The sequence below is a fragment of the Trichocoleus sp. FACHB-40 genome (genome assembly GCF_014695915.1).
GTDB lineage: Bacteria > Cyanobacteriota > Cyanobacteriia > Cyanobacteriales > FACHB-T130 > Funiculus > Funiculus sociatus.
In genome coordinates this window covers 1-19,589 of the sequence record NZ_JACJPF010000045.1, presented here as the reverse complement: position 1 = coordinate 19,589, position 19,589 = coordinate 1, and the positions used below count along the sequence as shown (strand labels likewise).

Here is a 19,589-nt window from a genome sequence, read left to right as displayed (position 1 = left end):
CAGGAGCGCAGTGGTTGATGAAAAATGTTAATCAAATGCTTAAGCTTCGGTGCGCCTACCTTAACGGATCAATATCCGTTTGATGCTCAAAAGCGCAAAACCGGGATGCTCCCCATGGCAATACCATGCCCCCACCAACGTAGGACAGACTTCAGAACCGCGATATATTCTACCCACCTGAGAAACGCTATACACCTTCAAAGAACCATCAGCAGTATTCCAGTTTATTGAAAAATATCCGTTTTAAATTTCGATTTTACTGGAAGCATCTGCAAAGATTCGCCCTTACTTTTCTGATGAAAAGCTATTTCTTCAAGTCGTCCCCGACCCAGAAATCATCGACTACGTGCATCTGGTACTATCAATTTTGACAGGCCGCGCTCCCCATGATGCACTTAACAAGCTCAATCAGTTTGATGAAGATTGGTTGCGACCTCTAGCCTACGAAATTAAGAAGCAATTGATTACTATTCAAGAGTTACACGATGACGTTTTACTGGTCAGATTATCTTAATTTAGACAAGAAACTCGCCAGTGAAGCTACTACTTATGCCCATCGGGAAGCAGAGTTGCGTGGTAGTATCCATCTGGCTTACTACGCAGATTTCAACTTAGTGAAAAAACATTTACAAGATAAGTTAGGGCAATCTATTCCTACAAGATGTGATGCTCATAAATATGTTCGCAAACAGTTTGAGCTTAGACGCAATTCAGCACATAAATCAGTATTCAAAAAATCAAATAAATTACGCTTATTTCGCAATCAAACTGACTCTGTATCTTTTTTTCCAAGTTTATCAAATTTCACCGCAGTATCTATAACTTTGGTTGATGAAATAAGTTTTATTTTGAGATTAAACTACTTAAATAAAAAGGTAAAGATTAGCGCTACCTAAGATGCAGATTGAGATAAACTTAGGAAAGCGATCGCGCTCATTCCAATCTCTAAACTAGAAACATGAGCGAATCCAAAATTATTACAATTCAACTTTCTGCTGAAGATAGCGATCGCTTCCCTTCTTTCTCTCGTCCTCAGCGTCCTCAGCGCCTCTGTGGTTCAATAAAAACCCCCTGACCTTTCTCACAGATCAGAGGGAAATTTATAGCCCGCCTGCGCGGGCTATGTTTGTGTAGCCGCGAATTATATTCGCCAGGTCTTCTTAGCGGGTAGAAGTACTACCGAGATAAGAAGGCGACAAATCAGACCAGGACTGTTTCACCAAGTCAGCAGCAGCCTTCACACTACCCAGATAGTTACCAGCAGGTAGAGACGGATAGCGGTTGTAAGGCACCACATCCTCGCCGAAGTAACGAGCGTACTCAGGACTATCCACCATTGCTTCTACAGCCGCCTTCAAGCCGCCATCAGCCAGCAGCTTGTTATACTGCTGGATTTCGCCTTGGGTAGCTGGTGCGCGTCCCAAGAGATGGCGGAACAGGAACTCAATCACCTTGGTATTGGGATAAGGCGTATAGAAACGACGGCGGTAGATTTCGGAACTTGCCAGAGTCTTGACAAACTCGCGCACGGAGATATCCCCATTGCGGAGTTTGCTATCCAGCTCCGAACGCCGCAATTCACCAGGAACCTGACCGCTGAAGATGTCCATCACTTGACAGTAGATGGCATTGATAACTTGTACAGTTTCCACCTGGCTCATGCCTGGGTTCATCCGGTAAATCCGTGCAGGTTTGCGCCGCGTTGTACCGACACCAACCTCGACAGATTGCCCGTCACCGTTGGTAAAGGAACGACCCAACTCGATAAACTTGGGCTTGCTCATGTCCATCTTACGAGCAGCCGCAGCCATGTCAGCGATCGCTTTGCCCGTGAGCGGCATCTTCGACGCATCCATCCGTGGCTTCACTGGCTCAAAGCTGGGAACCACCAAGTCATTATTCTGCTTGGTCAACTGGTTGTACAGCTTCTCAGTATTCGGGAAGTTTGCCGCAGGCAGGGTCGGGAAGCGGTTGTAAGGCACCGTATCCTCACCGAATGCCTGGGCATACTCTACGCTATTGACCATCGCGCCTACAAAGCCCCGGATGCCCTGAGAGGCGAGAATTTGGTTGTACTTGCGAATCTCAACTTGGTCTACCGGCGCACGTCCCAAGAAGTGCTTCGTCCCCAGCTCAATCACCTTGGTGTTCGGGTACGGAGCGTAGAACTCCTTGATGTAAAGTTCTGAACCTCCCAACGCCTCAATGAATTCCTTGAGGTTGGTTTCACCATTCCGCAGCTTGCTTTCCAAGTCGCTGAATTGGTTCTTCACCACATAAGGTTCAATATCGCGCTCGAAAATCTGGCGATAAGCAGCCCGGATGACATTTTGCACCAGCGCCTTATCTTCGGTTTCCGTCAGCTTGAAGACCTTGGTTTGTTCGCGCTTCTTGGTAACACCTTGGTTGATACGGAACTGAATATCGGGTTCCGTCCGCATTTGTGTAACTTGACCCAGTTCCACAAAACGGGGGGTTTCTTCCTTCTCAACTTTGAGTCCGGTGTCGGTAATGCTGCCCACGCGGAGACTACGCAAGCTTACCCCAGCAGGTGTCAGATAACGCTCGTAAGGAACTGTATCTTCCCCAAACGATTCGTTGTATTCTGGGCTGTCGATAATCGCGTCAACTAAGGCGTAGAAGCCTTTCTTAGCGCAGATATCGAAATACTTGTTAATTTCTTGCCGTCCGTAGGTGGGACGACCCAACAACCGCCGATGGATGTACTCAACTGACTTGGTGACATAAAGCGAAGTCCAGTACAGCTTGCGGAACAGATCCGACTTAGCCAGAACGCGGATAAACTCCCGCACGGTGGTTTCGCCGTTTTCCAGCTTGATTTCTGCGACCTTCAGGCGCTGACCTTCGTAGACATCCCGCCCAAAGACTTGCAGGTAAGCTGCCTTAATCAACGCTTGGGTGGAGCTTTCCGAGTATTTGACGCTGGAATTCTTCACATAGCGCTTCGCAGATACGCCGCCATTGCCGCTAGGGCCTGGAAGTTGATCCAGCTTGAACACCTTGGGGCCGAGGGAACCCGGATCTTTCGGACGAGCTGCTGGGTTGCTCAGTTGGTTGTCAATACCTGGGCCTTGGCGGATCAGGATGCGACGAGTATCTTTACCAAAGGGAGCCGGACGGGCGTTGGGATTCTTCGTTTCTTTCGGGAAGATTGCCCCAAACTGAATTTCTAGCGGGTCGTTGCCGGAACCGTAGGGGTGTTGATCCGGTAGCGGGCGATCGTAAGCAGCAAAGGTGGTGATGAACTGCGGTACCTTACGGAAAGGCGCACTGTAGTTCAACAAATCTTGCTGCGGCCCCCAGTTACGACATTCTTGGGCTTCTTGACCCAACCCTCGGATGTAGGGGACGGTTTCTTCGCCGAAGTAGTCGGAGTATTCTTTAGAATCTACCAAGGCATCTATCAGACCTGGTAGACCTTTTTGGGAAACGATGGAGAAGTATTCTTGTACTTCTTCACGGCTGGAGGGCCCACGTCCCAAAATGTGACGGAAGGCGAGTTCTAGAGCGCGACTGTTGATGTATGGCTCGAAGAAATTTTTCCGATACAGAGGAGATTTACCTAAACGGCGAATAAACTCCTTCATGGAGATATCGCCATTTTTCACCTTGGATTCAAGGTCAGAGATGCCTTGGCTGTAGGCGCGGGTAATGTCCCGTTCAAAGACTTGCCGATAGGCAGCTTTGATGATTTCTTGTTTTTCCGAGGAGGACAAACCGGGCTTCATGGCGTATTTCGGACGCCGCTCGGCTGCGTTGAAGTAAATTTGGGGTAGTTGCAGACCTTGCTGATCGCCAGAAGGACGCTGCCGTAATTTGTTTGAGGGAGTGGGGGCTTTGAATTCGTTAATCAGAACTTCAAAGTATTGGTTGACAATACCTGACGCTTCATCATCGCGCCGGAAATAACCCAAAGCTGCTCCTCGCATTTCCTGCAAGGCGACAATTGTGGCATCGGTAGAGCAAGCGTTTTCGATGATTTCCCGCAAACCCCGCGTGTTGACGGAGATGATGTTAGGGTCTCCGGCAACGATCGCGTAAGTTAGGTAGCGCAAAAACCACGATAAGTCCCGCAGCGATTTCTGCATATTGCCGGGGCCGTAACGGGCGACGTTTATCGGTCGGAAACCTGCTGGTGCGGGGCCGCCGCCGCTGGCGCTAAAGAGACTCCGCAAACCTTGCAAAAAGCCGCCGCTGCTTTCCACATAGGTGACATTTCCCAGCGCCATCCCTTGTTTGACATCCGGAACTGTACCCGCGATCGCCAGTTCTGGTTCGCGAGGCTTCTCCAAGAAAGCCATCGGGGAACCCCCAACGAAAATGCGGTTAGCAGCGCGGGACACAATCAGGTCGGCGTTTTGGGTGAGCGTTTGGGAAATCTCTAAACGCTTGTTTCCTGAACTGAAATAGCTTTTCAGCTCATCCAGTTCCCCCCGCCCTAAGAAGCGGTCTTGCTGTTCCGCTTGGGAAATTGTTGCAACTGGTACTGTTTGATATAGTTGCGGACGCGCAACTGAGCTTCCACCACTTGCCTTAACACTCATTGGATCTCAAAAGCTCCCTATAAAAAAATTGTCACTGCGTTAAACATGACCAGAGTGCCACTGTTGAATTATGAAGTGCCAAGGCGTGAATTTGGGCTACTGCCGCAGGTGCTTTCTGCCTGCTTATGCAGCCTTTATCCGACCGCCTTCAACATCTGGTGTTTTCATCCACCCTTGGGTAAGGGCTTCAACCGGAGAGCCTTCATTTTTAGGCAAACTAGGCTTCTGGAGAGCATCCCATCTAACCACTGCCTGGGTTTAATCAGCTCAGTTTTTAGATTAAAACTTTTCGGGCTTGCTAGATAGGTTTATTAAAAAGTGTGTAGAATTCTCTCCGTGTATTCACAGTGTCATAATACTAAATTGCGATACATTTCCTGAGAAAAAAGATAAGCTTTGTTACGTTTCCCAATTGTCTCTACTTTGCGTCATTTTGTGATATGGAAATAAGGCAGGATATCAGCAACGCTGTTCAGCGACTTTACGATACTTACCCTTTTCCGCCAGAACCCTTGCTGGATAGTCCGCCTCCCGGCTACAACTGGCGCTGGAACTGGCTAGCTGCCTATAGCTTCTGCACGGGTCAAAAACCCCAAAAACAGGATATCCGCATTTTGGATGCTGGATGTGGCACTGGTGTTGGAACAGAGTATCTGGTTCATCTCAATCCTACTGCACAAGTGGTGGGAATTGATTTAAGTGCAGGTGCGCTGGGGGTGGCACAAGAGCGCACTCGCCGTTCAGGGGCAAATCGCGTTGAGTTTCATCACTTGAGCCTGTACGATGCCGATCAACTCCCTGGTGAGTTCGATCTAATTAACTGTGTGGGGGTGCTGCATCATTTACCTGACCCGATTCGAGGAATTAAGTCCCTGGCGGCGAAGTTAGCGCCTGGAGGCTTGATGCACATTTTTGTCTATGCTGAGCTGGGGCGATGGGAAATTCAGCTGATGCAACAAGCGATCGCTCTCCTCCAAGGCGACCAACGCGGCGATTACCGGGATGGCGTACAGTTGGGCCGTCAAATATTTGCTGCTTTACCCGAAAATAATCGTCTTGTCAAGAGAGAACGCGATCGCTGGTCTTTAGAAAATCAGCGGGATGAGTGCTTTGCCGATATGTATGTCCATCCCCAAGAGATTGACTACAACATCGAGACACTTTTTGAACTAATTGATGCTTCCGGGTTGGATTTTCTGGGATTTTCCAATCCTAGAAACTGGCAGTTAGAGCGACTTATAGGCAAAAACCCGGAGTTAATAAAACGAAGCGAAAATTTGAGCGATCGCGCCAAATATCGTTTGATTGAGCTATTAGATCCAGAAGTCATCACTCACTACGAGTTTTTCTTAAGCCGTCCTCCCCTACCTTCATCAGATTGGTCATCGGATGAAGCACTGTTAAAGGCGATACCAGAGCGAAACCCGTGCATGGATGGATGGCCTAGCCGTTGCCTGTTTAACTACGATTATCAAATTATTAATTTATCAGCGGAGGAATTTCAATTTTTGCAAGCGTGCGATGAAAACTCCACCCAACAGCGAACCATGAAAGAAATTTTGGCCGATGGAAAGCTGGAGTTGGATAAAGTCCGATCGCTCCTTAGTGGGCAGTTAATCTTGCTAACGCCAACTTAAAAGTTATCAGCCACTAGCGCGATCGCCAATACATATATAAAAAGCCTAAGGACTAAAGTCAAGGGCGAACAGACAAAGCCTGCCAGTGCTGGCAGGCTTTGTTTATAGAGCATCGAGGCTTCAGCCAAGAGCTATAAGGGTTCCCATCGGTAATATTTAGTTGGCTGAGCCTGGTACTTCTTCTCTTATCTGGCGTTCGGCCGGATTAGGACTTTCCTCTTTCACCTTAAAGTCATAAGTGGTTCCCGGTTCAACCTTTTCAACTGACTGCTGATTCTCCGTATGCCTATCGACTTCCCGTTCCACTTGGTTGAGAGGTTCTGTCAAGCTTTCGCCATTATAGGGGGGAGTGCCATTGAAAAATTTGTCGATCCGGTTCGTTTGAGCCACTGCTGGGGAACAGATGAGGGCAGTGCAGCCGATGATGGCGAAGAGCCAATAAGTTCGAGATTTCATCGGATTGCTACCTCCTGTTAAACTACCTGTAGCCTACTACTCAACTAAGTTAACTAAAGTTTACAGCCGGTTACCTCTGGCGACCGACGTACCACTTGCGGGCGATCGCTTCTGTCCAAAGGCCAAGAAGCGACGACCAGGCGAAACTAGCCTCAAAGATGAGAAAAAAAGACCTTGAGCTGGAACACGCTCGTATAGAACATACTATTCCGGCTGAAAGCGCCTTAATTCTTTTTTAAGTAATGTTACCTCTGCATGGTATATTCAAAATTGCTGTGACCTGTAGTACAGGTCTATTAGCAGGACTCGCTTCTCAGCTGTTGTGAACCTGTCAAACGAATCTCAACCAACCACGTCGCCGACGCAGGAGTTCCCAGCACCCGGTTCTCCTGCCGCAGAAACAAACAACGCCATGCAAGAGTATTACCAACTACAACAACAGTTGTTGGTGATTACGGTTGCTTTTACAGGGATAATATTTATCTGTGTATGGATTTTTTATTCCCTGAACACTGCCCTAAACTATTTGATTGGGGCATCCACAGGTGTGGTTTACTTGAGAATGTTGGCTAAGGATGTTGAGCGACTAGGCGGACAAAAAAAGCGTTTGGGATCTAATCGCCTGGCGCTATTTATTGGGCTAATTGTAGCGGCAACGCAATTGCAACAGCTGCATATTCTGCCCATTTTTTTGGGATTTCTCACCTTTAAAGCCGCGCTCATCTTCTACGTGCTGAGAAGTACGCTAATGCCAGAATCTCAATAGGTCAGGCAGAAGCTCTCCTCTCAATCGCTCAATCCTCAACGAAAGTGGAAATCCCGGAAATGTTCATCGTAGATGGTTTAAGCGTCCTGAATACTTTCCATCTTGCTGCATTGGAAGTTGGCAAGCAGTTTTACTGGCAATTGGGCAATTTCAGAGTACATGGGCAGGTTTTTCTGACCTCCTGGTTTGTAATTGCCCTTCTGATTATTGCCTCGATTGCTGCAACTCGAAACATCCAGCGAATTCCCCGCGGTATACAAAATACGATGGAGTACGCCCTGGATTTTATTCGGGATCTAGCCAAAAGCCAAATTGGTGAGAAAGAGTATCGTCCCTGGGTGCCATTTGTAGGCACTCTCTTTTTGTTCATCTTTTTGTCGAATTGGTCGGGAGCGCTCGTTCCCTGGAGGCTAATTAAGCTACCAGAGGGCGAACTAGCTGCTCCCACTAGCGACATTAATACAACAGTGGCACTTGCCCTGCTGAGTTCTTTAGCGTATTTTTATGCAGGGTTCAGCAGGAAGGGTTTAGGGTACTTCGGTAACTACGTTCACCCGACACCTATCATGTTGCCCTTCAAGATTTTGGAAGATTTCACCAGACCCCTCTCGCTCAGCTTCCGTCTGTTTGGAAACATTCTGGCTGATGAGTTGGTGGTAGCGGTGTTAGTTCTCCTAGTTCCCCTGTTTGTTCCCTTGCCAGCGATGATTTTAGGTTTGTTTACCAGTGCAATTCAAGCTTTGATTTTTGCGACACTGGCAGCATCCTATATTGGGGAAGCTGTAGAGGAACATGGAGGAGAACATCACGACTGAGGCGACCAATAGCCTGTCATGATGTCAATTGGGAAAAAGTTTGGGTTGAGGATTTTGGATTTTGTTTGAAATCTAAAATCTTAAATCTAAAGTAGCAAATCGTTCTGTACTTAAAAGTAAGGAAAATCATGGATCCATTAGTTTCTGCTGCTTCTGTTTTAGCTGCTGCTCTTGCTGTTGGTTTGGCTGCAATCGGCCCTGGTATTGGTCAAGGTAATGCCGCTGGTCAAGCAGTAGAAGGTATTGCCCGTCAGCCAGAAGCTGAAGGTAAAATTCGCGGTACTCTGCTGCTCTCGTTGGCATTTATGGAAGCGCTCACCATTTACGGTCTGGTCGTTGCCCTAGTGCTGCTGTTTGCCAACCCCTTCGCGTAAATTTTGACGAGCCGCGCTCAGATAACTCTTAACAATTTAAGATGAGGATTTTGATGGTAGCCATTAATTATTTAAATCTTAAATAGTTAAAGTTTTGAGCGCGGAACCAATACGTAATTAGCTAACGCTACGCGGTAAGTTCAACTATACCCGTAGCGCCTAGAACGCAACAAATTAAAAGCTCGACCCTGTTTGAGAAGGGGGTCATAAAATTATGACACACTGGACAATTCTGCTGGCTGTTGAAACAGCCACCAAAGAAGGGGGTCTATTTGATCTTGATGCCACCCTACCCTTGATGGCTGTGCAGTTTTTAATCCTGGTGGCGGTGTTGAATGTCGTGTTCTACAAGCCACTGACGAAGGCAATTGACGAGCGCGATAACTATGTCCGCAAGAATCTACTAGAGGCACGCGAACGCCTATCGAAAGCTGAAAGCTTGACAAAGCAATACGAACAAGAACTGGCTCAAACTCGCCGTCAGTCTCAAGAAACCATTGCCGCAGCTCAAGCTGAAGCAGATAAAATTAGGGCGGGCAAAATTGCAGAAGCTCAAGCTGAAGCGACCGGAGAAAGAGAACAAGCGGCTAAGGAAATTGAGCAGCAAAAGCAAGAGGCATTCCAAAGCCTGGAGCAACAGGTAGATGCCCTCAGTCGCCAGATTCTGGAGAAACTCTTGGGACCAGAGTTAGTTAAATAGCAAGGATGAAGGATGAAGGATGAAGGATGAAAATTTACACTTCAAACTTCACACTTCAAGCTTCACACTTCAAACTTCAATAGATGGGGATCATGGGGACTTATTTATTACTGGCTACAGAGGCTATAAGAGCAGGCTCTGAATTAGCAGAGGAATCGGGGGAAGGGGGTTTCGGGTTAAATTTCGAGATTTTAGAAACCAACCTGATCAACCTGATAATTATTTTTGTGGTGCTGTTTTACTTTGGGCGGAAGTTCTTAGGAAACATCCTAAGCGATCGCCGTGCCAAAATAGAAACAGCGATTCGGGAAGCTGAAGCTAAACAAAAAGAAGCAGCAGCATCCCTCTCCGATGCCCAGCAGAAGTTGGCTCAAGCTCAGTCCGAGGCACAGCGAATCCGAGCAGAAGCAGAAGTTACCGCTAAGGCAGCTAGAGAAAAAATTCTAGCTCAGGCAGCTCAGGACGTGGAACGCTTGAGACAGACAAGTCTGGGGGATATCAACAACGAGAGGGAAAAAGCGATCGCCGAGTTGCGATCGCGAGTTGCCGCAATGGCGTTGCAGAGAGTCGAGTCGCAACTGACAGGTCAGTTAGACGAATCAGCTCAACAACAATTAATTGACCGTGGCATCGCCAGTGTAGGAGGTCGGTAATGAAAGGCAGTATGTTAAGCGCCGAAATTGCAGAACCGTATGCAGAAGCGCTAATGTCCTTGGCTCAATCCCAGAACCAAGTAGATCGCTTTGGCGAAGATGTCCGCTCTTTATTGAGCCTACTAGACAGCTCCCCAGATTTACAGGAATTTCTGGGCAATCCCGTACTCAGCGCTGAAAATAAAAAAGCCGTATTGCGGCAGATTGCGGGCGACGGACTCCACCCTACCATCCTCAACTTTTTGATGCTTCTGGTGGACAGACGGCGGATCATCTTTATCGAGGGAGTTTTGCAACACTTCCAAGCGCTTCTGAGAAAGCTAAACCAGACTGTCCTAGCAGAAGTCACCTCAGCAGTAGAACTGAACGATGCCCAGCGGCAGGCTATCAGTGAAAAAGTTAAAGCCATCAGCGGAGCGCACCAAGTTGAACTCGCTACCAAACTCAATCCAGAGTTAATTGGTGGTGTGATCATCAAAGTAGGTTCTCAGGTGATTGATACCAGTTTGCGAGGACAGCTACGTCGCATTGGACTACGCCTGGGCCGTGCCGCCTAGCAATTGAGTTTAAAGGTTGGAAAGTTAAAAGGTTGAAAGTCTTTAAAAAGCAACCCAAAACATTCAACCCAAAACCTGCAACCTGTAACCCTCTAAACAAGAACAACTAATCATGATCAGCATCAGACCAGACGAAATTAGCAACATTATTCGCCAGCAAATTGAACAATACGACCAAGAAGTTCAGGTTTCTAACGTTGGTACAGTATTGCAAGTAGGCGACGGTATTGCCCGGATTTATGGCTTGGATAAGGTCATGGCTGGGGAACTGGTGGAATTTGAAGACGGCAGCGTTGGCATCGCCCTGAACCTGGAAGAAGATAACGTGGGCGCAGTGCTGATGAGCGATGGTCGCCAGATTCAGGAAGGCAGCTCAGTTAAAGCCACAGGCAAGATTGCTCAGGTGCCAGTGGGAGAAGCCATGATTGGTCGGGTGGTAGACGCACTTGCCCGTCCGATTGATGGTAAAGGAGAAATTCAGACCACCGAATCTCGTCTGATTGAATCAGGCGCACCAGGAATTATTGATCGCCGCTCAGTTTATGAACCAATGCAAACTGGGATTACCGCTATTGACGCGATGATTCCCATTGGTCGGGGTCAGAGGGAGCTAATCATTGGTGACAGACAAACCGGGAAAACTTCAATCGCGGTTGACACCATCCTCAACCAGAAAGACGAGGACGTGATTTGCGTCTACGTCGCCATCGGTCAAAAAGCTTCTACCGTCGCCCAAGTGGTGAACGTGCTTCAGGAACGAGGCGCAATGGAGTACACCATCGTAGTCGCGGCTCAAGCCAACGACCCAGCAACCCTGCAATATCTGGCTCCCTATACGGGCGCTAGTTTGGCAGAATACTTCATGTACAAGGGCAAGGCGACGCTGATCATCTATGATGACCTCTCCAAGCAAGCCCAAGCTTATCGCCAGATGTCCCTGCTGCTGCGTCGTCCACCCGGACGGGAAGCTTATCCTGGGGATGTGTTCTATCTCCACTCCCGCCTGCTAGAGCGTGCGGCGAAGCTGAGTACAGAACTAGGTGAAGGCAGCATGACCGCGCTGCCAATTATCGAAACCCAGGCTGGGGACGTTTCCGCGTACATTCCTACCAATGTGATTTCGATTACCGATGGTCAGATTTTCTTGACCTCCGACCTATTCAACTCTGGCTTGCGTCCCGCAGTGAACCCAGGTATTTCCGTGTCACGGGTGGGTTCAGCGGCTCAAACCAAGGCGATGAAAAAAGTGGCTGGTAAGCTGAAACTGGAGTTGGCGCAGTTTGACGACCTGCAAGCTTTTGCCCAGTTTGCCTCCGATTTGGATAAGGCAACTCAAGACCAATTGGCACGGGGTCAGCGTTTGCGGGAACTCTTGAAGCAGCCGCAATACTCGCCCCTATCTGTGGCTGAGCAAGTCGCAATTGTGTATGCAGGTTTGAATGGCTATTTGGATGAAATTCCAGTAGATAAGGTTGCTCCTTTTGCGCGATCGCTGCGGGATTATCTGAAAACCAGCAAGCCGAAGTATATGGAAATCCTCCGCAGTCAGAAGCAGCTGAACGAAGAAGCGGAAGGCATTCTCAAAGAAGCGATCGGTGAAGCTAAGAAGACCTTCATGGCGATGGCGTAATTTGTCCAAAGCTAATAGCTAATCGCGAATGGCTAATTGTAAAAAGTAGCTATTCGCAATTAGCTATTAGCAATTAGCCATTCGCAAAGGACAACTGACAACTGACAAAACTATGGCAAATCTAAAATTTATTCGCGATCGCATTCAGTCGGTCAAAAACACCAAAAAAATCACCGAGGCAATGCGCCTAGTTGCCGCCGCCAAGGTGCGCCGCGCCCAACAACAGGTAATTGCCACCCGTCCCTTTGCTGACCGTCTGGCGCAGGTTCTCTACAATCTGCAAAACCGTTTGCGGTTTGAAGATGTGGATCTGCCCTTGCTAAAACAACGGGAAGTCGGCACCGTTGGCTTATTGGTAATTTCAGGCGATCGCGGTCTGTGCGGTGGTTACAACACCAACGTCATCCGTCGCGCCGAAAACCGCGCCAAGGAACTCAAAGCAGAAGGCTTGGACTACAAATATATATTGGTAGGGCGCAAATCCATCCAGTATTTCCAACGCCGCGAACAGCCAGTTGTAGAGGGTGGCACCTACACGGGTCTCGAACAGATTCCCACAGCAGCGGAAGCCTCTCAAATTGCTGACGAACTGCTTTCCTTATTCCTAGCCGGGGAAGTCGATCGGGTTGAATTAGTCTACACCAAGTTTGTCTCTTTAATCAGCTCTCGTCCAGTGGTGCAAACCCTGCTACCGCTGACTACGCAAGGGCTAGAAGCAAGAGATGATGAAATCTTCCGCCTCACAAGTAGAGGCGGCGATTTTGAAGTAACGCGGGAAAAAGTCTCTGCCCAAGTTCGAGATTTCCCACGGGACATGATTTTCGAGCAAGATCCGGTGCAGATTCTTGATGCCCTCTTGCCGCTGTATCTGAATAACCAGTTGCTACGCGCATTGCAAGAGTCAGCGGCCAGCGAACTGGCGGCACGGATGACTGCAATGAACAACGCCAGCGACAACGCTAAAGAACTAATTGGCACCCTGACGCTAACTTACAACAAAGCGCGTCAGGCAGCCATTACCCAAGAAATCTTGGAAGTCGTCGGCGGTGCCGAGGCGCTACAAGGTTAGATTTAGTCCTCAAGTTTAATTAATAGAATGCGTCTGAGATTTATCGGACGCATTTTTTTTATAGCAATTTAAGGGTTGGGTGCGATACATCTGTAGGGAAATGGCAATGCCATTTCCCTAACCTTGGTGGACCAAACGTCCGAACCGCGATATATTCCACCCAACTGAGAAACGCTATATATAGCAAACCTGGATGTACGAGAAGACTTACAACATGGAACTCGTCGGTAGTTGTGGTACCAAAGCCCACCCAACAAAACTGACTATTTCTTCCACGGGAGTTTAGTACCCATTTCCGTAAGCGCGGAGAAGACGAGATAAAGGGCGAGTACGCCAACACTGACAAGAAAAAGAAGTATATCGTTGCCCATTCTGATAGAAGGCGGCTGAGATGGCTCAGGCGCATTTTTTTTTACATTTTATCCATTGTTAAGCAGCCCCTATCGCTGCCCAAACTAAAGCATATAGCAAAAAGTTACAATTCTGTTGCAATTTCTTTACAAAGTGTTACTATAGTTAACATAGAGATACAAAGGACAGGCAACCATGAGATACACCACCGACGAAAGAGGCATCCTGAACAACTATGCAGCCGAGCCTGCTGTGTACGTTGCAGAAGCTCCCTCACCAGACCAGCAGCGTAACTATGCCCTTCAAGGCGCGATCGCTATTGTATTTGTCTCTCTGCTGGTGCTGACTGCATTTGGTATCAGCTACTAATAAAACCTAAAAGTATAAGAAACCAAGGAGATTTGTTATGAAGACTGACTTTAATTTAGATGTCCGTTCCGTGTCTGCGCCGACTGTTTTTAATGCTGATTTCAACAACTTTGCACCTATCACTGCTAATCAAGCTTGGTCGCTGTTTTTTACCGCAGGTCAGGATGATGCAGTGCTAGGAGATAGCCCGGAACTAGGACGACTTTTCAATAACATTTTAAAAGCTGTTGTCTTCACAGTTATTGTGGGAGCTTGTACTTTCTACTCTTATTAGGACAAAGACGGCTTGCATATTTTTAAAACCCCAGTTTTACGAAGCTGGGGTTTTATTATTTGAGCGGCAAAGGGTTATTCTAGAAATCATCAATGCTGCCGGGGCGCTATTATAAGGTAAAACCAAAAATACCTGGCAATTCAAATCGCGCGCGTAAGCGTTGCAGTGCGGACAGCAGCCTGAGAGACTGTTGTAGGCGAGACTACTCCGACACAAACTGCTATATGAGTAGAAGAAAATATGGGAGGTAAAATAATTCAAAATATCTATAATATTCTGAAACTATATATAAATAACGCCTTTCTAATCAATCTTGTGGGTGACTCAATGGAAGACATATACAACTTTCTGAAACTATCCGACTCCATTGCTACGGCGGGACAACCAACAAAAGAGCAGTTTTCAGCTATCAGCGAGTCAGGATATCAAGTGGTTGTCAATCTAGCATTACCAGAATCATTAAATGCTTTGCCTGATGAGAAAGAAGTAGTTGAAACTCAGGGTATGGAATATATACATATCCCTGTAGTTTGGGAAAATCCCACCATTGATGATGTCAGGCGTTTTTTCAGTGTTATGGAAGCCAATGCCGATAAAAATATTTTTGTCCATTGTGCTGCCAACATGAGAGTATCAGCCTTTATGTATCTTTATCGCCTGATTCATGAAGGCATAAGTGACGAAGATGCGAAGAGAGACTTACACCAGATTTGGATTCCTAATGATAATTGGCAGAAGTTTATTGAGCAGGTAATTCAGTACCAGTAGTTTTCGAGCCGCGCATCAGTTAGAGTCAGGGTGCGATCGCATCTTCAACAGCCGTGGAATTCGTAGAGGCGCATTAAGTGCCAATTGTCAAGCACAATCCAAGATTCAATGTGTGCGATCGCTACTTGGCTGAATGAGTGCTACATAAGCTTCTGCCAGCGTCTCGTAGGCATCAAAAGCAATAAATTTTCCTCTGTCCTGTTTTTCACAGCAACTGGGATGATTAACTTATAGAATATAAAATCTGGATAATTAAGAAGTCGGAGTCTCAAGCTTAAGACTTGTACGATGTCTAAAACTTACACCGTCGAAATTCAACACCAAGGCACCAGCCAGACTATAGAAGTGCCAGAGGATAAAGCTATCCTCCAAGCTGCCTATGCAGCTGGGATAGACTTGCCGAGTTCCTGCAATGCGGGAGTTTGCACTACCTGTGCAGCTAAAATCGTAGAAGGAAAGGTGGATCAGACTGATGGCATGGGCGTTAGTCCGGAACTTCAGGCACAGGGTTATGCGTTGCTGTGTATCGCTTATCCGCGCTCAAATCTGAAGATTGAAACTGAGAAAGAAGACGAGCTTTATGAACTGCAATTTGGGCAGTTTCAGAAGTAGGGCGGCTAACGCCGACACATTGGGCAACAGGGGTGGGCATTACCCCCAGCGCCCTCTTTAAGCAGGGTGGTTTCATTCAACCCTTAGAAAATATCGAAAATTGCGACATTTTGTAGGGGCATGGCAATTAATAAGCCCCTACAGCCGACCAAAATCAACGTTACTGAATTTTCTTTTAATAAATGAAACCACCCTGCCCCCTTAAAAAGGGGTTATTTCACACCACAAGATAAAGTTTTTAGAAGGGATCTAAGATGACAACACACTTTATTACAGCTGAAATTGATCTCCAAGAATCGCCTGTGCAACTAAATCAGGCAATTGAGGCCGAGTTGCAAAAACGAGGTGAACCTCTACGCTGGGCTGTCACCAGTGTAGATGTTGAGAAACAAAAAGCCCACGTTGAAGCAATTGTCACAGTGGAATCTGATGTCAATGCTGCAAACCCTGCTTAGACAGGCTTTGTTTGCTCAAGGCGAGTTTACTCGTTAGACAAATTTAAAATGAATCAGCGTCAATACACGGTTGTATTGATTGTCCCGACTGGGGTGGGGGCATCAATTGGCGGTTATGCGGGGGATGCTCTGCCAGTCGCCAGAGCGATCGCTCAAATATCTGACACCCTGATCACTCACCCCAACGTCCTCAACGGCGCTCAGCTTTACTGGAATTTGCCCAACGCTTTCTATGTTGAAGGTTACGGACTTGACAAATTCGCGTCATCCTGCTGGGGGCTGCGACCAGTGCATCAAAACCGGGTGGGTTTAATCCTCGATCGAGCCATTGAACCAGAACTGCGGCTGCGGCACATTCAGGCAGCGGATGCCACCAGAGCCACACTGGGATTGAATCTCACCGACTATGTGGTAACTGATGCACCGCTAGAGGTGGAACTGCAAAGAGCCGCTTCTGGAGCCAGTTGGGGGACAATTGGAAATCCAGATAGTTTGTTACGAGCGGCTGAAGTGCTGATTACCAAGGGGAGAGCCGAAGCGATCGCAGCCGTTGCCCGTTTCCCCGATGACATCGAAAGCGAAGCCCTAGAAAATTATCGGCACGGGCGGGGAGTAGACCCCGTGGCTGGTGCTGAAGCCGTAATTAGTCATCTCCTCGTGCGGACTTTTCAAATTCCTTGCGCTCACGCCCCGGCGTTGTTGCCATCTCCCCCCGCTCCGCACCTGTCTCCCCGCTCAGCTGCGGAAGAATTAGGCTATACCTTCTTACCCTGCGTTTTGGTGGGACTTAGCCGCGCACCTCAATTTATCACCACAAAAACAGCTTTAAGTCAAACTAAAGATATGTGGGCAGAACAAGTTGATGCCGTCGTCGTACCTGCAACTGCTTGCGGCGGCAGTGCTATCCTCAGCTTCAGCCAGTCGAAAGCACAAATTATTGCCGTCCAAGAAAATAAAACCCAAATGCAAGTTCCTCCAGAACAGCTGGGAATTAAAGCATTACGGGTAAACTCATATTTAGAGGCGTTGGGTGTCTTGGTAGCTCATCGAGCAGGCATTAGTCCATCTGCCCTGAGAATGGCGCTCTCGTCGATAATGGAAATTCAGTAAGTAGGCAATCCCCAGCCTAAAAATCAAAAATCAAAAATCAAAATGGCGACAAAACAGCTTCCTGAGAATCCCGAAATCGAACCCCTGACGCGCACCCAAATTCTAATTGCAATGGGGGCGACAGCTGTTGTGTTGCTGCTAATCTCCAAGCTGTGCTTGCAATTTGGTTCCATCTCCCTCCTACCCCTGAGCCTGACAGTAAAAGCTTTACTTCTAGGGGTGGGCTTGGGGCTGGGAATTAGTGGTGCTAGTAGCATAGTCTATCGCCTTTGGCCTGCTTACCAGCGCAGCGCAGATTACTACCTAGAATTGGTGCTAAAACCTTTATTGTGGCTTGATTTGATTTGGCTGGGGCTGTTACCCGGTTTGAGTGAAGAATTGTTGTTTCGGGGTGTGATGCTGCCAGCAGTGGGGTTAAACGTTGTTGGGTTGGTAGGATCGAGTTTCTGTTTTGGAATATTACACCTCAGCAGCCCTCAGCAATGGTCTTATGCAGTTTGGGCAACAACGGTGGGGTTGCTGTTGGGATATAGTGCCTTAGCAACTGGTAATTTGCTAGTGCCAATTGTGGCTCACATCACTACGAATGTGATTTCTAGTTGCCTTTGGAAGCTGGACTATAAAAAGTTGTGAAGTTTTCGGTTTGATTCGCTTCGGTCATGGCTGCAACCGCAACCTGCTAGTTTCCAGGCTAGGACTGGGAACTAGCATTGGGAGGCGACCTCTTCGCCAGTACCGAGAAAATGCGATCGCTGACATATAGCGATCGCTTGCGGCAATATCTTGTGTTCCTGAACTTGAATCCTGGCGTGTAGCGTTTCTAGCGTGTCCTCCGGCAAAATTGGCACAGCTGCTTGTAGCAAAATCTTACCGCTATCAACTTCCACACTTACTAGATGAACCGTACAGCCAGTAATTTTCACCCCGGTATTCAAGGCTTGCTCTACTGCGTTAATCCCCTTGAAACTAGGTAACAAACTGGGATGAATATTAATAATTCGGTCGGGGAAAGCATCAACTAAAACTTGCGTGACGACTCGCATCCAACCCGCCATTATCACCCATTCCACCTGATACTGCTGTAAAGTTTCAACAATTTTTTGATCCAACTCTTCGCGGCTATTAAAGTCTCGGTGATTCAGCAAAACAGCCGGAACGCCGCACTTTTCGGCTCTTGCTGCTGCCTTTGCACCGGGATTATTGTAAATCAAAACTTGAATTTGGGCATTGAGTTGCTGTTGCGCGATCGCTTCTGCTACCGCCTCAAAGTTACTACCATTCCCAGATGCCATCACTCCCAATTTTAAAGGTGTACCATCCCCAAAAAAGCTGGGATAAACGGATGGTGAAACTAAGCTGGGCGTATCAACCGATGCAGAATTATCACTCATGTAGCCTTCAACCTCTTAATAAACGGGAACCAGCAGGACAGGTAATTTGCCCGGATTGATTTCTACCATCTTGCGGTATCGGAGGCGAAGCTGAGGGTTTATCGGTTTCGCAAACAACAGCCCTGGTACTGGTTGCACGCACAGAGATCGTGGCAAACACTCCACCTGTATAGCTTTTAAGTCCACCGCGCCTAGCAACGGCAATCATCATCACACTCTCGACGCGATCGCTTGGCTGACCATACAGACTCGGCTGTTCGCTTGCAGAGGTAGAAGCACTATTCTGACGTTGGAGGACTATCCTGTAGCGATAATTCTGCGTCTGGCGTTGAAGTCCCAGCCCTAGCTGCTGCATCGATGTGGCAAATTTGCCATTTTGGATATAGTAAGCTTGTTGAGCGCGGTTCACTGCGGCAATATACTGTTTAGCTTCACCTTCTCGCGTACTGTCCGTTTGGTTCCTAGTTGAAGGATTTTCTCTCGTCCTGTCGGTTTGGTTTGGATCTTGAGCATTTACACTGGTGGCGATACTACTAAGTAACCCAAGTAAAAGCAGGATTTGCAAACCAACTTGAAGGTAGCAATGCTTGAAGAAAGTCTTACTCATGCAGGTAACAGCCGAGAGATTAAAAGGATTTTACCAGTATCGATTGTATTGACATACAAAGCGTAGCGTTAGCTTAACTCACTGCCGCCAAGTTACTTCCTTTTCAGGATTCACTACTTCACAAGCTGATAACCAGCAGGACATTCAATTGGCGACTTTCCCTTGTTGGAATACTTCGGCATACCAGGTATGGCAACGGATTTAATAGTTTCACAAACCCCAGCAACCGTAAAAGATTTATCTTGAGTTTTGGTAACAAATACTCCGCTTGAGTACATTTTGAGATCCGGGCGAAAAGGTTTGGCAACCATCAGTACCAGGGTTATTTCATTCTAAATAGGTCTTTAAGTATGTTAAGACTAAAGCCAGCGAGACGTTGTGCTTGAGCCATGTTTTGGAAACCATAGCTACGATACAGATTGAGTGCGAA

Annotated in this window: 23 protein-coding genes; 17 read left to right on the top strand and 6 right to left on the bottom strand. The window is 47.5% G+C overall.

Annotated elements, in window-relative coordinates:
* The first annotated feature begins 485 nt into the window (after nucleotides 1-485).
* Nucleotides 486-896, top strand: a complete 411-nt coding sequence (locus tag H6F63_RS08815; RefSeq protein WP_190636624.1) for a hypothetical protein — start codon at nucleotides 486-488, stop codon at nucleotides 894-896.
* A gap of 264 nt (nucleotides 897-1,160) precedes the next feature.
* Here H6F63_RS08815 and H6F63_RS08810 read toward each other — a convergent pair whose 3' ends face one another.
* Together H6F63_RS08810 and H6F63_RS30435 are read right to left on the bottom strand one after the other, a co-directional pair.
* A complete protein-coding gene (locus tag H6F63_RS08810) occupies nucleotides 1,161-4,565 on the bottom strand; it encodes a phycobilisome rod-core linker polypeptide (RefSeq protein ID WP_190636622.1) in 3,405 nt (1,134 codons plus the stop codon).
* A gap of 123 nt (nucleotides 4,566-4,688) precedes the next feature.
* On the bottom strand, nucleotides 4,689-4,814 hold the full coding sequence (locus H6F63_RS30435; protein WP_277876369.1) for a hypothetical protein: 126 nt from the start codon (nucleotides 4,812-4,814) through the stop codon (nucleotides 4,689-4,691).
* Nucleotides 4,815-5,005: 191 nt separating this feature from the next.
* Between H6F63_RS30435 and H6F63_RS08805 the strand changes: the two genes are divergently transcribed.
* A complete protein-coding gene (locus H6F63_RS08805; protein WP_190636620.1) occupies nucleotides 5,006-6,202 on the top strand; it encodes a class I SAM-dependent methyltransferase in 1,197 nt (398 codons plus the stop codon).
* A 156-nt stretch (nucleotides 6,203-6,358) separates the two neighbouring features.
* Here the strand turns inward: H6F63_RS08805 and H6F63_RS08800 are convergent, their stop codons facing one another.
* Nucleotides 6,359-6,658, bottom strand: a complete 300-nt coding sequence (locus tag H6F63_RS08800; RefSeq protein WP_190636617.1) for a hypothetical protein — start codon at nucleotides 6,656-6,658, stop codon at nucleotides 6,359-6,361.
* A gap of 322 nt (nucleotides 6,659-6,980) precedes the next feature.
* On the opposite strand from H6F63_RS08800, the gene H6F63_RS08795 reads away from it, so the two are divergent.
* The 15 genes from H6F63_RS08795 to H6F63_RS08725 all read left to right on the top strand — a co-directional run bounded on the left by H6F63_RS08795 (nucleotide 6,981) and on the right by H6F63_RS08725 (nucleotide 17,794).
* Nucleotides 6,981-7,424, top strand: a complete 444-nt coding sequence (locus tag H6F63_RS08795; RefSeq protein ID WP_313931314.1) for an ATP synthase subunit I — start codon at nucleotides 6,981-6,983, stop codon at nucleotides 7,422-7,424.
* 59 nt (nucleotides 7,425-7,483) lie between these two features.
* On the top strand, nucleotides 7,484-8,239 hold the full coding sequence (gene atpB / locus H6F63_RS08790; protein WP_190434528.1) for a F0F1 ATP synthase subunit A: 756 nt from the start codon (nucleotides 7,484-7,486) through the stop codon (nucleotides 8,237-8,239).
* Nucleotides 8,240-8,367: 128 nt separating this feature from the next.
* Nucleotides 8,368-8,613, top strand: a complete 246-nt coding sequence (atpE, locus tag H6F63_RS08785; protein ID WP_010994186.1) for an ATP synthase F0 subunit C — start codon at nucleotides 8,368-8,370, stop codon at nucleotides 8,611-8,613.
* A gap of 214 nt (nucleotides 8,614-8,827) precedes the next feature.
* Nucleotides 8,828-9,313 (top strand): F0F1 ATP synthase subunit B', encoded by a 486-nt coding sequence (locus H6F63_RS08780; RefSeq protein WP_190420329.1) that lies wholly within the window; start codon nucleotides 8,828-8,830, stop codon nucleotides 9,311-9,313.
* Nucleotides 9,314-9,396: 83 nt separating this feature from the next.
* On the top strand, nucleotides 9,397-9,966 hold the full coding sequence (locus tag H6F63_RS08775) for a F0F1 ATP synthase subunit B (protein ID WP_190636615.1): 570 nt from the start codon (nucleotides 9,397-9,399) through the stop codon (nucleotides 9,964-9,966).
* A complete protein-coding gene (gene atpH / locus H6F63_RS08770; RefSeq protein ID WP_190636613.1) occupies nucleotides 9,966-10,523 on the top strand; it encodes an ATP synthase F1 subunit delta in 558 nt (185 codons plus the stop codon). The genes H6F63_RS08775 and atpH overlap by 1 nt, the downstream gene beginning before the upstream one ends.
* 112 nt (nucleotides 10,524-10,635) lie before the next feature.
* Nucleotides 10,636-12,153 carry a F0F1 ATP synthase subunit alpha gene (gene atpA, locus H6F63_RS08765; RefSeq protein WP_190636611.1) on the top strand — a complete coding sequence of 506 codons (1,518 nt, stop codon included), beginning with the start codon at nucleotides 10,636-10,638 and terminating at the stop codon, nucleotides 12,151-12,153.
* A 112-nt stretch (nucleotides 12,154-12,265) separates the two neighbouring features.
* Complete coding sequence (locus H6F63_RS08760; RefSeq protein WP_190636609.1) at nucleotides 12,266-13,222, top strand: F0F1 ATP synthase subunit gamma; 957 nt, start codon at nucleotides 12,266-12,268, stop codon at nucleotides 13,220-13,222.
* A gap of 546 nt (nucleotides 13,223-13,768) precedes the next feature.
* Nucleotides 13,769-13,942 carry a ssl1498 family light-harvesting-like protein gene (locus tag H6F63_RS08755; protein WP_190434513.1) on the top strand — a complete coding sequence of 58 codons (174 nt, stop codon included), beginning with the start codon at nucleotides 13,769-13,771 and terminating at the stop codon, nucleotides 13,940-13,942.
* 37 nt (nucleotides 13,943-13,979) lie between these two features.
* The gene (locus H6F63_RS08750) at nucleotides 13,980-14,216 is read left to right on the top strand and encodes a hypothetical protein (protein WP_190434510.1); all 237 of its coding nucleotides are present in this window, start codon (nucleotides 13,980-13,982) and stop codon (nucleotides 14,214-14,216) included.
* A 327-nt stretch (nucleotides 14,217-14,543) separates the two neighbouring features.
* Entirely contained in the window at nucleotides 14,544-14,984 is a 441-nt protein-coding gene (locus tag H6F63_RS08745) for a protein tyrosine phosphatase family protein (protein WP_190636606.1), read from the top strand.
* A 288-nt stretch (nucleotides 14,985-15,272) separates the two neighbouring features.
* Nucleotides 15,273-15,596 carry a 2Fe-2S iron-sulfur cluster-binding protein gene (locus H6F63_RS08740; protein ID WP_190420760.1) on the top strand — a complete coding sequence of 108 codons (324 nt, stop codon included), beginning with the start codon at nucleotides 15,273-15,275 and terminating at the stop codon, nucleotides 15,594-15,596.
* A 254-nt stretch (nucleotides 15,597-15,850) separates the two neighbouring features.
* Complete coding sequence (locus H6F63_RS08735) at nucleotides 15,851-16,051, top strand: hypothetical protein (protein WP_190636604.1); 201 nt, start codon at nucleotides 15,851-15,853, stop codon at nucleotides 16,049-16,051.
* Nucleotides 16,052-16,099: 48 nt separating this feature from the next.
* A complete protein-coding gene (locus H6F63_RS08730; RefSeq protein ID WP_190636601.1) occupies nucleotides 16,100-17,161 on the top strand; it encodes a DUF3326 domain-containing protein in 1,062 nt (353 codons plus the stop codon).
* A gap of 42 nt (nucleotides 17,162-17,203) precedes the next feature.
* Nucleotides 17,204-17,794 (top strand): CPBP family intramembrane glutamic endopeptidase, encoded by a 591-nt coding sequence (locus H6F63_RS08725; protein ID WP_190420766.1) that lies wholly within the window; start codon nucleotides 17,204-17,206, stop codon nucleotides 17,792-17,794.
* 71 nt (nucleotides 17,795-17,865) lie between these two features.
* Here H6F63_RS08725 and purN read toward each other — a convergent pair whose 3' ends face one another.
* The 3 genes from purN to H6F63_RS08710 all read right to left on the bottom strand — a co-directional run bounded on the left by purN (nucleotide 17,866) and on the right by H6F63_RS08710 (nucleotide 19,470).
* A complete protein-coding gene (gene purN, locus H6F63_RS08720; protein WP_190636599.1) occupies nucleotides 17,866-18,552 on the bottom strand; it encodes a phosphoribosylglycinamide formyltransferase in 687 nt (228 codons plus the stop codon).
* A gap of 7 nt (nucleotides 18,553-18,559) precedes the next feature.
* Nucleotides 18,560-19,159: a type IV pilin-like G/H family protein gene (locus H6F63_RS08715; protein ID WP_190636597.1), complete on the bottom strand. Its 600-nt coding sequence runs from the start codon at nucleotides 19,157-19,159 to the stop codon at nucleotides 18,560-18,562.
* A gap of 113 nt (nucleotides 19,160-19,272) precedes the next feature.
* Nucleotides 19,273-19,470, bottom strand: a complete 198-nt coding sequence (locus tag H6F63_RS08710; protein WP_190636595.1) for a type IV pilin-like G/H family protein — start codon at nucleotides 19,468-19,470, stop codon at nucleotides 19,273-19,275.
* Between the last annotated feature and the right edge of the window lie 119 nt (nucleotides 19,471-19,589).

Coding starts and splice junctions, on each gene's coding strand:
- H6F63_RS08780 (WP_190420329.1), top strand. CDS start 8,828: ATGACACACTGGACAATTCTGCTGGCTGTTGAAACAGCCACCAAAGAA.
- H6F63_RS08715 (WP_190636597.1), bottom strand. CDS start 19,159: ATGAGTAAGACTTTCTTCAAGCATTGCTACCTTCAAGTTGGTTTGCAA.
- H6F63_RS08805 (WP_190636620.1), top strand. CDS start 5,006: ATGGAAATAAGGCAGGATATCAGCAACGCTGTTCAGCGACTTTACGAT.
- H6F63_RS08725 (WP_190420766.1), top strand. CDS start 17,204: ATGGCGACAAAACAGCTTCCTGAGAATCCCGAAATCGAACCCCTGACG.
- H6F63_RS08750 (WP_190434510.1), top strand. CDS start 13,980: ATGAAGACTGACTTTAATTTAGATGTCCGTTCCGTGTCTGCGCCGACT.
- H6F63_RS08745 (WP_190636606.1), top strand. CDS start 14,544: ATGGAAGACATATACAACTTTCTGAAACTATCCGACTCCATTGCTACG.
- H6F63_RS08775 (WP_190636615.1), top strand. CDS start 9,397: ATGGGGATCATGGGGACTTATTTATTACTGGCTACAGAGGCTATAAGA.
- H6F63_RS08810 (WP_190636622.1), bottom strand. CDS start 4,565: ATGAGTGTTAAGGCAAGTGGTGGAAGCTCAGTTGCGCGTCCGCAACTA.
- H6F63_RS08815 (WP_190636624.1), top strand. CDS start 486: ATGACGTTTTACTGGTCAGATTATCTTAATTTAGACAAGAAACTCGCC.
- H6F63_RS08735 (WP_190636604.1), top strand. CDS start 15,851: ATGACAACACACTTTATTACAGCTGAAATTGATCTCCAAGAATCGCCT.
- H6F63_RS08755 (WP_190434513.1), top strand. CDS start 13,769: ATGAGATACACCACCGACGAAAGAGGCATCCTGAACAACTATGCAGCC.
- atpB (WP_190434528.1), top strand. CDS start 7,484: ATGTTCATCGTAGATGGTTTAAGCGTCCTGAATACTTTCCATCTTGCT.
- H6F63_RS08730 (WP_190636601.1), top strand. CDS start 16,100: ATGAATCAGCGTCAATACACGGTTGTATTGATTGTCCCGACTGGGGTG.
- H6F63_RS08800 (WP_190636617.1), bottom strand. CDS start 6,658: ATGAAATCTCGAACTTATTGGCTCTTCGCCATCATCGGCTGCACTGCC.
- purN (WP_190636599.1), bottom strand. CDS start 18,552: ATGAGTGATAATTCTGCATCGGTTGATACGCCCAGCTTAGTTTCACCA.
- H6F63_RS08760 (WP_190636609.1), top strand. CDS start 12,266: ATGGCAAATCTAAAATTTATTCGCGATCGCATTCAGTCGGTCAAAAAC.
- H6F63_RS08740 (WP_190420760.1), top strand. CDS start 15,273: ATGTCTAAAACTTACACCGTCGAAATTCAACACCAAGGCACCAGCCAG.
- atpE (WP_010994186.1), top strand. CDS start 8,368: ATGGATCCATTAGTTTCTGCTGCTTCTGTTTTAGCTGCTGCTCTTGCT.
- H6F63_RS08710 (WP_190636595.1), bottom strand. CDS start 19,470: ATGGTTGCCAAACCTTTTCGCCCGGATCTCAAAATGTACTCAAGCGGA.
- atpH (WP_190636613.1), top strand. CDS start 9,966: ATGAAAGGCAGTATGTTAAGCGCCGAAATTGCAGAACCGTATGCAGAA.
- atpA (WP_190636611.1), top strand. CDS start 10,636: ATGATCAGCATCAGACCAGACGAAATTAGCAACATTATTCGCCAGCAA.